Here is a 15,188-nt window from a genome sequence, read left to right as displayed (position 1 = left end):
GCGGAGGTGCTCCGCCTGCTCGCCCGCCACCCGCGGCTCGACGTGACCTGGGCGGCAGGTGACCGCAGCGCCGGCCAGTTTGTGGCCGAGCGCTACCCCGGCCTGGCCGCCGCCTACGGCGACCTCGCCCTGTGCACCCTTGACGAGGGGCTCGACAAGGGCGCCGACGTGCTGTTCCTCGCGCTGCCCCACGGCGAGGCAGCCGGGCTCGCCCCGCGGGGTTGGGGGCGAGCCACCACCCTGGTCGTCGATCTCTCGGCCGACTTCCGGCTCCACGACCCCGACGCCTACCCAGCCTGGTACGGTGCGCCCCACCCGTGTCCCGAGGAGCTCGGCGCCTGGCCCTACGGCCTGCCCGAGCTGCACCGCGACGAGCTGGCCGGGGCGGCCAAGGTGGCCGTGCCCGGCTGCTACCCCACCGCGGCCCTGCTCGCCCTGGCCCCGCTGGTGGCGGCCGGGCTGGTGGAGCCGGACGGCATCGTGGTGGACGCGAAGTCCGGGCTGACCGGGGCCGGCCGCTCGCCCAAGGACCCCTACCTCTACGCCCAGGCCAACGAGAGCGTCACCCCCTACGGGGTCGGCGCCCACCGGCACACGCCCGAGATCGAGCAGGAACTGGCCCGCGCGGCCGGGCGCGCGCTCGCGGTGACCTTCACCCCGCACCTGGTGCCGATGAGTCGGGGCATCCTGGCCACCTGCTACGCGACCCTGGCGCCGTCAGCCGACGAGCAGGACGTGGCCGCCTGCCACGCCCGCGCCTATGCCGGCGAGCCGTTCGTGGACGTGCTGCGGCCCGGCGCCTGGCCGGCGACCCGTGCCGTGACCACCACCAACCGGGTCCAGGTGGCGGCCGCGGCCGACCGCCGGACCGGGCGGGTGGTGGCCGTCGCGGCCATCGACAACCTCGTCAAGGGCGCCGCCGGGCAGGCCGTGCAGTGCGCCAACGTCGCCCTCGGCCTGCCGGAGACGGCCGGCCTCGACCTCGTCCCGCCCGGCCCATGACCACGGCGGGCGCGCATGGAGTGGTGCGGGCCGGGGGCCTCCGAGCGGTCCGGAACGTGGGCGGGGCGAGCGCGGGAGGCGTCGCGATGACCGGGGGGGCGCAGCTCGGGCATTCGAGTGTCGATCGCGGGCTCGGGGTGACCGCGCCCGCCGGGTTCTCGGCCACCGGCGTGGCCTGTGGCATCAAGCCGTCCGGGGAGCTCGACCTGGCCGTGGTGGTGGGTCCTGAGGGCACGGTCGCGGCCGGGGTGTTCACCACCAACCTGGTGGTGGCCGCGCCGGTCGTCTGGTCCCGCGCCCGCCTTGCCGCCTCGGCCGACGCCCGGGTGGTGGTCGTCAACTCAGGCAACGCCAACGCCTGCACCGGCCCGGCCGGGGACGAGACGGTCACCGCCACTGCCAGGCGGGCAGCGGCCGAGCTCGGCTGCCGCCCGGAGCAGGTGCTGGTCTGCTCGACCGGGGTCATCGGCGTGCCGCTGGACGCCGAGCGGGTCGGCGACGGGATCGCCAAGGCGGCCGTCGCGCTCGGCCTGCGTGGCGGGCGGGGCGCGGGCGCCCCGCCTGAGCGGGGCGACGGCCAGGCCGCCGCCGAGGCCATCCGCACCACCGACACGGTCGCCAAGCAGGCCGGGGTCGTCCTGGCCCCCAGCGGGGTCGCTCGAGCCCCCGGCGGGGTCGCCCTGGCCCCCAGCGGGGTCGCCCTGGCCACTGGTGGGGTCGCCCTGACCCCTAGGGTGACCGTGGCCGGGATCGCCAAGGGCGCAGCGATGCTCGCCCCAGCGATGGCACCGCCACCCGTGCCGGTCCGCACCCCGGCCGGCGGCCCGGCCTGGAGTCCCGGCAGCGCATGGAGCCCCGGAACAGGCCGAGGCCAGGACGATGACCAAGGCCGAGCTCGTCGGAGCCAAGGGAGCGCTGGGAGCCCCGGGAGCGCATGGAGTCCCGGGAGCGCATGGAGCCCCGGGGCGGGCGGGGGCAACCAGGCTCCGGGTGGGCACGCCACCATGCTCGCGGTGCTCACCACCGACGCGGTGTGCGAGCCGGCCGCCCTGCGGGCCGGGCTTGCCGGCGCGGCGGACGCCACCTTCAACCGGATCACCGTGGACGGCGCCCAGTCCACCAACGACACCGTGCTGCTGCTCGCCTCGGGCGCCTCAGGGGTCCGTCCCCACCCGGACGACCTGGCCGACGCCGTGCAGGCGGTCTGCGACGACCTGGCCTTGCAGATGCTCGCCGACGCCGAGGGTGGGACCAAGGTCGTCAGCGTGCACGTCGGCGGGGCGGGCACCCTGGCCGGCGCGCTCGCCGTGGCCCGCCGGGTGGCCGACAGCCCGCTGGTGAAGACCGCGGTGTACGGCGGCGACCCCAACTGGGGAAGGATCCTGCAGGCGGCAGGGACCGCTGGCGTCCCCTTCGACCCGTCGTCGGTCCGCCTCGAGATCGGCGGGCCAGGCTCGGCCGGGCCCCCCGGGGCCCGCCCGGACCCGGCCCCCGGAACCCGTCCGCTCCCGGGCCACGGGACCCGCCCGGGCCCGCTCCCCGCGGCCCGTCTGGACCCGGTCCCCGGGAACCCCGCCCCGCCGGTGCTGCTGGTACGCGACGGGACGCCGACCGGGGCGGACGCGACCGCGGCCATGGCCGGCCCGCAGGTGCAGATCCGCCTGCACCTGGGCGGCGCCGGCCCATGGGCGTGCGTCCGCACCGCCGACCTGACCCCCGAGTACGTCCGGCTCAACTCGGAGTACACGACATGACCACCGTGGCCGACTCCCGCACCCAGGACCTGCAAGCCAAGGCGGCCGTGCTCCACGAGGCGCTGCCCTGGATCAAGCGCTTCACCGGCCGAACCGTGGTCGTCAAGTACGGCGGGGCCGCGATGGGCGACGCCGGGGGGGCCGGAGGACGCAAGGCTGGTCACCCGGAGGAGGGGTCGCTGTTCGACTCCTTCGTCGATGACGTCGCCCTGCTCCGCTACGTCGGGGTCGACGTGGTGGTGGTCCACGGCGGCGGTCCCGAGATCAGCCAGATGATGAAGCGCTTCGGCAAGGAGCCGGTGTTCGTCGACGGCCTGCGGGTCACCGACGAGGACACCATGGACCTGGTCCGGATGGTGCTCGTCGGCCGGGTCAACAAGGCGCTGGTCGGCCGCTTCAACACCCACGGCCGGCTCGCGGTCGGCCTCTCGGGCGAGGACGGGCTGCTGGTTACCGCCCGCCCCCGGCGCGACCCGGGAGGCCGCGACCTTGGCTTCGTCGGTGACGTGGACGCGGTCGACCCGACCGCGCTGCGCGCGCTGACCGCCGAGGGGCTGATCCCGGTGGTGGCCACGGTGGCGGCCGGGCCCGGCGGGCAGCCCTACAACGTCAACGCCGACGTGGTGGCCGGCGCGCTCGCCGGCGCGCTCGCGGCCGAGAAGCTCGTCTACCTGACCAACGTGGAGGGCCTGTACGCAGACCTGGACGACCCCGGCTCGCTCGTCAAGCGCACCACCCTGCCCGAGCTGGAGGCCATGCTCGCCGCCGGGCGGTTCCGCGCCGGGATGATCCCGAAGATCGAGGGCGTCATGGCCGCCCTGCGGGGCGGCGTGGGCAGCGCCCACATCCTCGACGGCCGCTGCAAGCATGCGCTGCTGCTCGAGCTGTTCACCGACTCAGGGGTGGGGACCATGATCGGCCCGGAGAAACCCGGATGACCGCGGCGAGTGTGACTGGCACCCCGCCCACCGTTGAGCAGGGGATCGTAGTGGCGGAACCCCGATGACCGCGGCGAGTGTGACCGGCACCGGACACGGAACGGAGGTGTGCCGGTGACCGACATCGTCGAGCGGGAGGCGGCCGTGCTCTGGCCGACCTACGCGCGACCGCGGGTGCAGTTCGTGCGGGGCGACGGCGTCCGCCTCTACGACGCAGAGGGGCGCGAGTACCTCGACTTCCTCGGCGGCATCGCGGTGGTCGCGGCCGGCCACGCCCACCCGAAGGTGGTCGCCGCGGTGGCCGGGCAGCTCGCCACCCTCGGCCACACCTCCAACCTGTACTTCTCCGGACCCCAGGTCGATCTCGCCGAGCGGCTGGTCGACCGGTTCGGCCCGCCCGCGAAGGTGTTCTTCTCCAACTCGGGTGCCGAGGCCAACGAGGCCGCCATCAAGGTGGCCAGGCGCTGGGGCAGGGCGACAAGGGGCGAGCACGCCACCGGGATCGTGGCCACGCTCGGCGGCTTCCACGGCCGCACCCTCGCCACCCTGGCCGCCACCGGCAAGCCCGCCCTGCACCCGACGTTCCAGCCCTTGCCCACCGGGTTCTCCCACGTCCCCTTCGGGGACGCCGACGCGCTGGCGGCGGCGATCGGCCCGGACACCGCCGCCGTGCTCGTCGAGCCGATCCAGGGCGAGTCCGGCATCCTCGTCCCACCGCCCGCCTACCTCCGGGCGGTCCGGGAGATCACCGCCGAGGCGGGCGTGCTGCTGATGGTGGACGAGATCCAGTCGGGCATGGGCCGCACCGGCCGCCTCTTCGCCCACCAGCACGAGGGCATCCGGCCCGACGTGGTCACCATGGCCAAGGCGCTCGGCGGTGGCTACCCGATCGGCGCCACCATCGCCACCGCCGAGGTGGCCGACACGATGCGGCCCGGCGACCACGGCAGCACGTTCGGGGGCAACCCGGTCGCCTGCGCGGCCGCCCTGGCCACCCTGGACGTGGTCGAGCCGCTCCTGGACGGCCACGTCGAGAAGGTCTCGGCCCGGCTCGCCGAAGGCCTGCACGCGCTCCGGCGCGACCTTGGCAGGGCCGCGGGGGCTCGGGTCGGCGGCGCCCTGGACGCTCAGGGCGGCGGCGCCGAGGTCCGCGGGGCCGGCCTCTGGTTCGCCCTGGATCTCGGCGAGGGCTGCGGGGTGAGCGCCAAGGACGCGGCCCTGGCCGCGCTCGGCTGCGGCCTGGTGGTCAACCCGGTCACCGCCACCGCCCTGCGCCTGGCCCCACCCCTGGTCGTGACCGTCGAGGAGGTGGACGAGGCCCTGGCCAGGCTGGGCCGCGCGCTCGAGGAGGTGGGCGCGTGTCGCTGAAGGCCGAGCGGCAGGCGGCGCTCGCCGCGTTGCTGCGCACCAGGCAGATCACCAGCCAGGGGTGCCTCCTGGACGACCTGCGCCGGCAGGGCTTCGACGCGACTCAGGCGACCGTCTCACGCGACCTCGAGGAGCTGGGCGCGGTCAAGGTGCGGGGAGCGGACGGCCGGCTCGTCTACGCCCTGCCCGAGCCGATCGCCGTGGACGGGGTGGGCGAGGAGGAGCTGCGTCGCGTGCTCGCCCTCTCACTGCTCGCGATCGTGCCCACCGGCAACCTCGTGGTCGTGCGGACCCCGCCCGGGCACGCCAACGTGCTCGCCTCCACGCTCGACCGGGCCGGCCTGCCCGGGGTGGCCGGCACGGTCGCCGGCGACGACACCGTCCTGGTGGTCTGCACCGACCGCACCTCGGGCAAGGCGATGGCGAGGCAGCTCTCCTCGCTCACCACCCGTCCCGGGAGCGAGTCCGCCCCACTTATCCACGACCCCGACCTGACCCTCTACCAAGGAGAACAGCGATGACCCTCGCAGCCAACGGCGACCTCGTCGTGCTCGCCTACTCGGGCGGCCTGGACACCACCGTGGCCGTCCACCGGCTCACCCGCGAGCACGGGCGAGGGGTCGTGGCGCTGCTCGCCGACGTGGGGCAGGGGGAGGACCTGCCCGCGCTGGCCCAGCGCGCGCTCGCCGCCGGGGCGGTGGACGCGGTCGTGGTCGACGCCCGGGAGCGCTTCGCGACCGAGTTCCTCGCCCCGGCCGTTGCCGCCAACGCGCTCTACGAGGGCAGGTACCCGCTGGTCTCGGCCCTCTCCCGGCCGCTGATCGCCCAGCTCCTGGTCGAGGAGGCGGCCCGCAGGGACGCTGGCGCGGTCGCCCACGGCTGCACCGGCAAAGGCAACGACCAGGTCCGCTTCGAGGTGAGCGTCGGGGCGCTGGCCCCCCAGCTGGAGGTGCTCGCCCCGATCCGGGACTGGACGATGAGCCGCCCCGAGGCGATCGCCTACGCCGAGAAGCACGGGCTCGACCTGGGCTGGATCACCGCTGCCAAACCGTACTCGGTCGACCAGAACCTGTGGGGCCGCACCATCGAGGCGGGCGTGCTCGAAGACCCGTGGGCGGCGCCGCCGGAGGACGCCTTCGCCTGGACGGCCTCGCCGGCCCGGACCAGCGCGGTGGCCGAGGTGGTGGTGGCGTTCCAGGCCGGCGTGCCGGCCGGAGTGGACGGGTCGGCGACCGGGTTCGCCGAGGTCGTCGCCCACCTGAACCGGCTCGGCGGGGCCTCGGGCTTCGGGCGCCTGGACATGCTGGAGAACCGGCGCGTCGGGATCAAGAGTCGCGAGGTCTACGAGGTACCCGGGGCGCTGGCCACGATCGCCGCCCACCGCGACCTCGAGGATCTCACCCTCGACCGCGACGTGCTGCACGAGAAGGCGCGGCTCGAGATCCGCTACGCGGAGCTGGTCTACGACGGGCTGTGGTTCTCGCCCCTGAAGGCCGCCCTCGACGCGTTCGTGGCCGAGACGCAGCAGGCCGTCAGCGGCGAGGTCCGCCTCGAGTTCTCGCCTGGCCGTTGCCAGGCCACCGGACGCCGGGCCGAGCGCTCGCTGTACCGGCCCGACCTGGCCACCTACGAGGGTGGCGAGGGCGGCGACGCGTTCGACCACGACGCCGGGCGCGGCTTCGTCGCCCTCTGGGGCCTGCCCGCCCGCACCTGGGCGCGGGTCAGCCAGGGTGGGTAGCGACGGCGTGCCCGCCGACGGGCTCCGGCCGGGGCCCCTGGAGGACGCCAGAGGCTCCGAGCCTAGGCACCCGGAGGACTCCGGGGGCCTGGAGGATGCCGGGGACCCCGAGCCGAGCCCCCCGGAGGATGCCGGGGACCGGGGGCCGTTGTGGGCGGGGGGGTTCGCCGCCCCGCCCAACCCCGAGATGTGGGCCTACACGCTGTCGCTGCCGGTCGACCGGCGGCTGTGGCGGGAGGACGTGGCCGGCAGCCGGGCCCACCTGCGCGGGCTGGTCCGGGCCGGGGTGCTCGACGAGGGCGAGGGCAAGCTGCTGCTCGACGGGCTGGCCACCGTGGCGGCGGAGCTGGCCGGCGGCACCTTCGCGTGGGCGCCGTCCGACGAGGACGTCCACACCGCGGTCGAGCGGCGGCTCACCGAGCTGGTCGGCCCGGTCGGCGGCAAGCTCCACACCGGCCGCAGCCGCAACGACCAGGTCGCCACCGACCTGCACCTGTGGCTCAAGGGCGCGGTGGCGTCGGCCGTCGAGGCGGTCTCGGGACTGGTCGACGCGCTCGTCGGCACGGCCCGGGCCCACCCCGGAGTCGTGCTCCCCGGCCTCACCCACCTGCAGCCCGCCCAGCCGGTCCTGTGGGCGTTCCAGCTCGCCGCCCACGGGTTCGCGCTGACCCGCGACGTCGGCCGCCTGCAGGACGCCGGGCGCCGCCTGGACTACAGCCCGCTCGGGGCCGGGGCCGTCGCCGGCTCCTCGTTCCCGCTCGACCCGACGGCGACCGCCGCGGACCTCGGGTTCGGGGCCGCATTCGGCAACGCGATGGACGCCACCTCCGACCGCGACGGAGTCGCCGAGCTGCTCGCCGCGGCTGCCATCGCCATGGTCCACGCGTCCCGGCTGGCCGAGGACGTCGCCCTGTGGGCTGGACGGGGCTGGGTGCGGCTCCCCGACGCGTGGGCGACCGGGTCGAGCATGCTGCCCCAGAAGCGCAACCCGGACGTGGCCGAGCTGGCCAGGGGCCGGGCCGGCACCGTGATCGGCCGGCTGGCCGGGTTCCTGGCCACCTGCAAGGGCCTGCCGCTGGCCTATGCCCGCGACCTCCAGGAGGACAAGGCGGTCGTGTTCGAGACGGTCGACACCCTGGTCGGCTCGATGGGCGCCCTGGCCGGGCTGGTGTCGGGCCTGGAGCCCGACGCGGCCCGGATGCGGGCCGCCGCCGCCGAGGGTGAGGCCACCGCCGTCGACCTGGCCGAGGCGCTGGTCCGGGCCGGCGTGCCGTTCCGGGAGGCGCACACCGCGGTGGCCACGGCGGTGCGGGTCGCTGCCGAGCGCGACACGCGCCTGGCCGACCTGCCCACCGGGGAGCTTGCAGCGATCCACCCGGCCCTGGCCGAGGCCGACCCCGCGGTCCTGTCGGTCGACGGCAGCCTGGCCGCCAAGGCGACCCCGGGCTCGACCGCCCCGTCCCGGGTCGGCGAGCAGCTGGTGGTCCTGTCGGTCGCGGCCGCCAACGCCCGCGGCTGGGCCGGGGGCTTTCGCCCGTCGCTCGACCTCGGCTGACTCCCATCCCAGGCCGAGGTGGGCCCCGTCACCGACCGACGACCGCTCGCCTCCCCGCTCGCCCCCCCGGCTCGCCCCCCCGGCTCGCCTCCCTCCGCTCGCCCCCCCGGCTCGCCTTCCTCCGCTCGCCTCTCCCCGCTCGCCTTCCCACGGGGATGGTGCGGCGTCGAGCCGGCGCCGATTGGCGCTGGTGTGAACTGGCATGTCATCGGGTAGAGCATGGCTTGGTGACAGGATCGAGATGATCTGCTGGTTTACAGACAGGGAGGTGTTGACTACGCTTGCACCGACTCCGCCAGGGGGGCGGGAGCCACGGCCGGTTGACTGCGGCCCCCCACGCCCGGCTGTCCCGGTTTCCGGCCCGATCTCGAAGCGGCTCGCGCACCCCCGGCCGGCGACACTCGCCCGGCGGAGCACCCTGCTGTGGTCCTGACCTGCCCGATGCCGCCCGCGGCGCGCACGCCCGCGGGCGCCGGTCCTGTCGTCTGCGCGAAAGGAGTTCGCGGTGCCGGACAGCCTGACGCAGGTCCTCTCCTCGGGACCCCCCGGCACGAAGGTCAACATCGCGGTGCTCGGTGACGGCTTCACAGCCGGCGAGCAGGCCCTCTACGACGACAAGGTGCGGGAGCTGCTGATCGACGGCGTCTTCGCCCACGACTACTTCTACGAGGACGCCCAGGCGTTCAACGTCTACCAGGTCAACCTCGTCTCCCGGGAGTCGGGCGTGAGCCGGCGGGTGTACAAGGAATCGGGCGCCGGCAAGGGCGCCGGCGCACCCACCGAGCTGGTCGACACCGCGCTCGGCTGGGTCTACAACGGGTCGGGCGACCACGGCTGGGTCGAGCACGGCCCGGGCACCGCAGCCGCGATGCGGCGCGCCCTCGACGCCTGGGTGCCCGACTACCACCTGGTCGTCGTGGTCTTGAACGAGCCGGGGTTCGGTGGCTGTGGGGGTGGCGGCCTCCAGGTCGTCACCCTCGGGGTGGCCTGGACGGCGCTCGCCCACGAGCTCGGGCATGCGGTCGGTGGCCTGGCCGACGAGTGCTGCCAGAGCCGGCCCTGGCCGGCCGGGGAGCCGGGCGCGGTCAACCTCACCACCTCCACCAGCCGGACCACCCTGAAGTGGGGACGGTTCGTGGCCCCGTCGACCCCGGTCCCCACCGGGATCGGCACCTGCGCCGGCTACAACCGGGACGTCCCACCCGCGGGCTGGGACCCGAGCCAGGACGTCGGCCTGTTCGAGGGCGGCGGCGGCCACGGCATGGGCGTGTTCCGGCCGGTGCTCGACTGCCGCATGCGCAGCGACGACCAGCCCTGGTGCCCGGTCTGCTACACCGAGCTGAAGACCAGGAACCAGCCGAGGACCGGGCACTCGTTTCGCAACTGCCACGCCGGTGACTTCGACGGCGACGGCCGCGACGAGCTGCTGGTCCACTCGGGTGAGGGCGTGCTCCTCTACCGGTCCAACGGCACCCAGCTCGACCTGGCCGCAAGCGTGGTCGGGACCGTGCCCGGGCCGTGGCGGTTCCAGCCCGGCGACCGGTTCCACGTCGGTGACGTCGACGGCGACGGCCGCGACGAGCTGGTCGTCTACAACGCCACCGACTGGGACACGAGCTACCTCGGCCTGCTCGCCGGCGACGGCCGCGACGGCCTGCACCTGGTCGCCCGTTACGACGGCGGCCTGCCCGGCTGGGCCTTCCGGCCCGCCGACCGGCTCCTGCTCGCCGACTTCGACGGCGACGGCCGCGACGACCTGTACGTGTTCAACGGCGACGACTGGAGCATCCCCTACCTCGGCATGCTGCGCTCACGCGGCTCGTCGCTCGGGCTCGTCCGCCGCTTCGACGCCACCCTGCCGGGCTGGACGCTGCGGCCGGGGGACCGGTTCCACGTGGGCGACTTCGACGGCGACGGGCGCGACGACCTGTACGTGTTCAACGGCTCGGACTGGGCCGTCCCCTACCTCGGCATGCTCCGCTCCACGGGCACCGACCTCGAGGTGGTCCGCCGCTTCGACGCCACCCTGCCGGGCTGGACGCTGCGGCCGGGGGACCGGTTCCACGTGGGCGACTTCGACGGCGACGGGCGCGACGACCTGTACGTGTTCAACGGCGACGACTGGTCCATGGCCCACCTGCTCATGGCCAGCTCGACCGGGTCGGGCCTGGACTTCACCGAACGCTACGACGGCAACGCCCCCGGCTGGCAGATGCGCAGGCACGACCGGCACTGGGTGGCCGACTGCAACGGCGACGGCCGCGACGACCTGTTCGTCCACAACGACGAGGACTGGGGCCACGAGTACCTCGGGGCGATGATCTCCAACTCCAAGGAGCTGAACGCGACCAGGCGCGAGGACTGGGTCGGGGAGTGGAGCCTGGGGTCGCAGGACCGGTTCCTGCCCTGCAACTACCAGGGCGGCGCCGGCACCCCGGACCTGATCGTCCACAACGCCGACTGGCTCGGCATGATCCGGGCCACGCCGGCGCTGGTGCTCGACCGCGTCTACCACCACTGGATCCACAACTACCGGTACGGCCGCAACTGGTGAGGAGGTTCGGGACATGACCGCTCCGACACCCGCCATGATGGGGGGCGCCGAGGCGCCGCCGGTCGTGGAGGACCCGGCCGCGCCGTCGATGCAGTCCCAGGCGCTGGCCGGGCTGCCGGCCTTTCCCACCGCCGGGCTGCCGGCCTGCCCGAACGCGGAGATGCCGGCCTTACCGAGCGCGGAGACGCCGGCTCGCCTGAGCGCGGAGACGCCGGCCAGCCCGAGCGCGGAGACGCCGGCCTGCCTCGAGGGGAGTGGGACGCCCGCCCGCCCGCAGGCCGGGACCCGGCCAGTGGAGATGCCGCCGGTACCCAGGGCCGACATCTGGGAGCTCGGCCCGCGGCCACCGACCCGGCTCGGCGATCAGCGCGGCTGGCGCAGCACGACCCACGGCCAGGCGACCGCCGGCACCGAATCAGGGCCCGGGATCACCGGGGCCGGGTACGTGCGGCTCCGCCTGCACCTGGACGGCGGCTGCCTGTCGGTGGCCGGCGCCCGCGCGGTGGAGGGCCCGCTGCTCCAGCCGGTCCGGCTCCACGCCGGGCTCGCCTGCGAGGTTGTGTTCGAGGGCCGCCGGGTGGCCGTCGACTCCATCCCCGACCTGGGGATCTGGCGTACCCTCCCGCCCCCGGGCGACCAGGGCGGCGGTTCTCTCGCCGGCCACCACGTGACCGAGCTGGACGCGTTCGACTTCCACGTCCGCGTCCCCCGCGCCGACCTGCCGCTCGCGGCCCTGCCCGGCGTCCGGGTGGCCGTGTACCGTTGCAAGGGCGACGCCCCCACCGTCCCGATCGGTCCTGGCACGCTCGCCGAGCAGTTCCCCCGCGAGCTGCGCGAGGTCGCCCGCATCGAGGGCGTCCGCCTCTGGGAGCTGGCTCCAGACATCCAAGGGGAGCTGCGCGCTCAGCTGAGCTAGGTTGTTCCGCGGTCCTGGTTCGATGTGGGGGCTCGCTCCCCCACGGCCCCCAAGAGCGCCTGGCCATGGCCAGGCGGATCCCCAACGGCGCCGTTGCCATGGTCAGGTCGATCGGCGGACCTAGCGCATCGACTCGGCGATGCGGAGGGCTTCTTCCCTGGATACCTGGCCTTCGAGGCGCAGGGTCAGGTCGCCGCGCTCCCAGAGCAGCGTGCTGCCGGCCAGCCGGCTCGTCTCCGGCATCTCGTTGCCGTTGCGGTCGAGGTAGCTGAAGCCGTGCTCGGTGGGGAACCAGTAGCCGGGCTGGCCGTTGACCGTGACCAGCTCGAGGCTGCCCTCGCCGAACTGCACCTTCTTGAGGAAGCCCTCGTCGACCGAGGCTCGGAACTGGGTCACGAGCAGGCCCACGCCGGTGCCCGGGGCGGCCGGCAGGCCGGGCCGGGGCCGGTAGACGAGGTCGACCCGCCCGTCGGCCGGCACGCTGGGGTCGACGTAGACCGCGTCGGGGCGCTCGAAGCCGGGCGCGGTGGGCACGACCACGGGGAAGCGCACCCGCTGCCTGGCCTCGGCCAGGGTCGCCGGCTCGCCCAGGTACAGCTCCGACCCGGTCCCGGTCGTGCCCGTGGGGCCGTGACCGCCGATCACGATCCGCACGCCGCGCAGGCCGAGCAGGCGGGCGGCGGCCTCGCGGGTGGCAGGCGACGCGGCCAGCACGGCGGCGGCCAGCAGCACCACGGCCAGGCCGGCCAGGGCCAGCCGCTGCCAGCGGGGCCGGGGGAACGGCCTGCGGCGCCAGGCCCGGACCCAGTCCCATGCCCGCCCCGCCCCGGCGGCCCCGCGGGCGCGAGGCGACCTCGCCGGCGCCTCGGAGAGCCGGGCCGCGACCGCCTCGGCGATCGGCGGGGTGGTGGGGTGCTCGAGGTGGGCGCCCAGCTCGACCAGGGCCCGCTCCAGCTCGCGGCTGGTCATTCGCCACCCCCTTCGAGCGTCATCGACACGGCCAGCCCGTCGCCCTGCTCGGCCAGCACGGCCCGCAGGCGGGTGAGCGCCCGCGACGTGCGTGACTTGACCGTGCCCCGGCGGCAGCCGAGCGTCGCTGCCGCCTCGGCCTCGGACAGCTCGAGGAAGTAGCGGCAGGCGATCATCTCCCGGTCGGCCGCTGGCAGGCGGTTCACCGCGGCCAGGAGCGTCCGCCGCCGCTCCCCGGCCAGAGCCGCCACCTCAGGAGACGGGGCCGCGTCTCCCGAGGGGCGGTCCTCGGCGACCCGGACCGCCAGGTCCCCCTGGCGGCGGGCCGACCGTCGCCGGTTGCGGGCCTCGTTGGCGACGATGGCGAGCAACCAGGGCCGGAACGGCGCCCCGGCCCGGAACCGGGCCAGCGCGTAGTACGCCTTCACGAACCCCTCCTGGGCGGCGTCCTCGGCGTCGGCGGCCGCCCCGGTGACGAGATAGGCGGTGCGGTAGGCGAGGTCCTGGTACCGCTGCACCAGGGCTCCGTAGGCGTGCACGTCTCCTTGCCGCGCGCGTTCGACGAGGCGGTCGTCGGTGTCCAGTGGTCGGCCCTCCACGGACTGGGTGTCACGGTTGGTACACCGGGTGGGGGCGTTCGGTTCCGCCGGCAACGGCGGCCCGCCCGAACGCTCGCCGATCGGGCCTTTGCACGCAAGTGGTGCGGCCGGGCCCGGGTACGGTCGAGCGGGCCGGCTCACCGCCAGCGGTCCTGGCCGAGCAGCTCGCCCACCCGGCGGCCCGGCTCGGGCAGGCGAAGCAGTCAGGGCGACCGATTGAACAGCGGCGACACCCTGCTGGCCGCGGCCGGGTCCTGACCGGCCGGCTCCGCGCCCTGCGCCTCGCGCTCACGAAGCTCCACCCGGCGGATCTTGCCCGAGATCGTCTTGGGCAGCTCCTCGACGAACTCGATCTCGCGCGGGTACTTGTACGGCGCGGTCACCTGTTTGCAGTGCTCCTGCAGCTCCCGGGCGAGGTCGCCAGAGCCGGTCCGTCCGGGGGCGAGGACGACGAACGCCTTCACGAGCTGCCCGCGCTCGGGATCGGGCTTGCCCACCACGGCCGCCTCGGCCACGGCCGGGTGCTCGACCAGGGCCGACTCGACCTCGAAGGGGCCGATCCGGTAGGCGGCCGAGTTGATGACGTCGTCGGAGCGCCCGACGAACCAGAAATAGCCGTCCTCGTCGACGTAGGCGCGGTCGCCGGTGTAGTAGAAGTCGCCCCGGAACGCGGCCGCGGTCGCCTCCGGGTCGCGCCAGTACTCCACGAACAGGCCGACCGGTCGCTCGGGGCTGACCCGCACCGCCACGTGGCCCTCCTCGCCAGGACCGAGCACCTTGCCGTCGTCGTCGACCACGCACACGTCGAACCCGGGGGTGGGCTTGCCCATCGACCCGGGCCGGACCGGGATGCACCGGTAGTTGGCGAGCAGGTTCACGGTCTCGGTCTGGCCGTACCCGTCGTAGACGGTGAGGCCGGTCGCCTCGCGCCAGACCTTGATGACCTCCGGGTTGAGCGGCTCGCCGGCCGAGACGCAGTGGCGCAGCCGCGACCAGTCGTAGGCGGTCAGGTGGAGCTGGACCAGCGCCCGGTAGACGGTGGGCGGGGCGCAGAACGTGGTCACCCCGTGCTCGCCGACGAGCCGCAGCATCAGGTCGAAATCGGGCTTGCCGCGCAGGTCCCAGAGGAAGTTGGTCGCCCCCAGCGACCACTGGCCGAACAGCTTGCCCCAGGCCGCCTTGGCCCAGCCGAAGTCGCTGAGCGTCCAGTGCAGGTCGTCGGGTTGCAGGTCCTGCCAGAAGCGGGCGGTGATCTGGTGGCCGATGCCGAGCGAGGCCTGAGTGTGCAGGACCATCTTCGGGTAGGCGACCGTGCCCGAGGTGAAGTAGATGAGCAGCGGGTCGTCGGAGCGGGTCGGCTCAACATCCGGTGGGCGATCGCTTGCCTCCTCCAGCCCGCTGGCCCACGAGTACCAGCTGGGCGGGGGCTCCTCGCCCGGCCCAGGGTCGCCCACCCACAGCCGCTTCAGCGGCTCCAGGCCCAGTGGCTCGGCGGCCACGTCGATCTTGCCGGCGCCGTCGGGATCGGTGATTGCCACGGTCGCGCCGGCGCGCTCCAGGCGGTAGGCGATGTCGCGTGCGGTCAGCAGGGTCGTCCCTGGCATGGGCACGGCGCCGAGCTTGACGCAGCCCAGCATCACGTCGTACCAGTCGGGGATGCGCGGCAGCATCACGAAGACGCGGTCGCCCTTGCGTACACCCCGGGAGGCCAGGAAGTTGGCAGCGCGGTTGGAGGACGCCGCCAGGTCGGCGAAGCTGTAACGGCGCGGGTTGCCGCCGTCGGGTCCCACCGCCA

At 74.8% G+C, this 15,188-nt stretch carries 12 protein-coding genes; 9 read left to right on the top strand and 3 right to left on the bottom strand.

Going from position 1 to position 15,188, the window contains the following annotated elements; genetic code table 11:
* From argC to VG276_31350, 9 genes are all read left to right on the top strand, one after another.
* Positions 1–1,002 (top strand): N-acetyl-gamma-glutamyl-phosphate reductase (argC, locus tag VG276_31390; protein ID HEV8653783.1); only part of this gene is annotated, 1,002 nt, incomplete at its 5' end.
* Between the two features lie 86 nt (positions 1,003–1,088).
* Complete coding sequence (locus VG276_31385) at positions 1,089–2,756, top strand: bifunctional ornithine acetyltransferase/N-acetylglutamate synthase (protein HEV8653782.1); 1,668 nt, start codon at positions 1,089–1,091, stop codon at positions 2,754–2,756.
* Complete coding sequence (gene argB / locus VG276_31380) at positions 2,753–3,694, top strand: acetylglutamate kinase (GenBank protein ID HEV8653781.1); 942 nt, start codon at positions 2,753–2,755, stop codon at positions 3,692–3,694. Before VG276_31385 ends, argB begins: the two co-directional genes overlap by 4 nt.
* Before the next feature lie 114 nt (positions 3,695–3,808).
* Positions 3,809–5,062, top strand: coding sequence for an acetylornithine transaminase (locus tag VG276_31375; protein HEV8653780.1), 1,254 nt, complete (start codon positions 3,809–3,811; stop codon positions 5,060–5,062).
* Positions 5,053–5,583: an arginine repressor gene (gene argR, locus VG276_31370; protein HEV8653779.1), complete on the top strand. Its 531-nt coding sequence runs from the start codon at positions 5,053–5,055 to the stop codon at positions 5,581–5,583. Before VG276_31375 ends, argR begins: the two co-directional genes overlap by 10 nt.
* Complete coding sequence (locus VG276_31365; GenBank protein HEV8653778.1) at positions 5,580–6,800, top strand: argininosuccinate synthase; 1,221 nt, start codon at positions 5,580–5,582, stop codon at positions 6,798–6,800. The genes argR and VG276_31365 overlap by 4 nt, the downstream gene beginning before the upstream one ends.
* A gap of 7 nt (positions 6,801–6,807) precedes the next feature.
* Complete coding sequence (argH, locus tag VG276_31360) at positions 6,808–8,355, top strand: argininosuccinate lyase (protein HEV8653777.1); 1,548 nt, start codon at positions 6,808–6,810, stop codon at positions 8,353–8,355.
* A gap of 505 nt (positions 8,356–8,860) precedes the next feature.
* Positions 8,861–10,909 (top strand): M64 family metallopeptidase, encoded by a 2,049-nt coding sequence (locus tag VG276_31355; GenBank protein HEV8653776.1) that lies wholly within the window; start codon positions 8,861–8,863, stop codon positions 10,907–10,909.
* A gap of 13 nt (positions 10,910–10,922) precedes the next feature.
* Positions 10,923–11,825 (top strand): hypothetical protein, encoded by a 903-nt coding sequence (locus VG276_31350; GenBank protein ID HEV8653775.1) that lies wholly within the window; start codon positions 10,923–10,925, stop codon positions 11,823–11,825.
* Positions 11,826–11,945: 120 nt separating this feature from the next.
* On the opposite strand, the gene VG276_31345 is transcribed toward VG276_31350, so the two are convergent.
* The 3 genes from VG276_31345 to VG276_31335 all read right to left on the bottom strand — a co-directional run.
* Positions 11,946–12,794: a hypothetical protein gene (locus VG276_31345; GenBank protein HEV8653774.1), complete on the bottom strand. Its 849-nt coding sequence runs from the start codon at positions 12,792–12,794 to the stop codon at positions 11,946–11,948.
* Positions 12,791–13,333 (bottom strand): sigma-70 family RNA polymerase sigma factor, encoded by a 543-nt coding sequence (locus tag VG276_31340; protein HEV8653773.1) that lies wholly within the window; start codon positions 13,331–13,333, stop codon positions 12,791–12,793. The genes VG276_31345 and VG276_31340 overlap by 4 nt, the downstream gene beginning before the upstream one ends.
* A gap of 263 nt (positions 13,334–13,596) precedes the next feature.
* Positions 13,597–15,188, bottom strand: a 1,592-nt coding sequence (locus VG276_31335; protein HEV8653772.1) for an acyl--CoA ligase, incomplete at its 5' end; no start/stop codon positions are given.

The sequence above is a fragment of the Actinomycetes bacterium genome, assembly GCA_036000965.1.
Lineage (GTDB): Bacteria > Actinomycetota > CALGFH01 > CALGFH01 > CALGFH01 > DASYUT01.
This window is presented reverse-complemented; position numbering and strand designations above follow the sequence as displayed.

Bases quoted from the DNA above. Each gene is read 5' to 3' on its own strand.
- VG276_31385 (HEV8653782.1), top strand. From the start codon at position 1,089: ATGACCGGGGGGGCGCAGCTCGGGCATTCGAGTGTCGATCGCGGGCTC.
- argB (HEV8653781.1), top strand. From the start codon at position 2,753: ATGACCACCGTGGCCGACTCCCGCACCCAGGACCTGCAAGCCAAGGCG.
- VG276_31365 (HEV8653778.1), top strand. From the start codon at position 5,580: ATGACCCTCGCAGCCAACGGCGACCTCGTCGTGCTCGCCTACTCGGGC.
- VG276_31350 (HEV8653775.1), top strand. From the start codon at position 10,923: ATGACCGCTCCGACACCCGCCATGATGGGGGGCGCCGAGGCGCCGCCG.
- VG276_31345 (HEV8653774.1), bottom strand. From the start codon at position 12,794: ATGACCAGCCGCGAGCTGGAGCGGGCCCTGGTCGAGCTGGGCGCCCAC.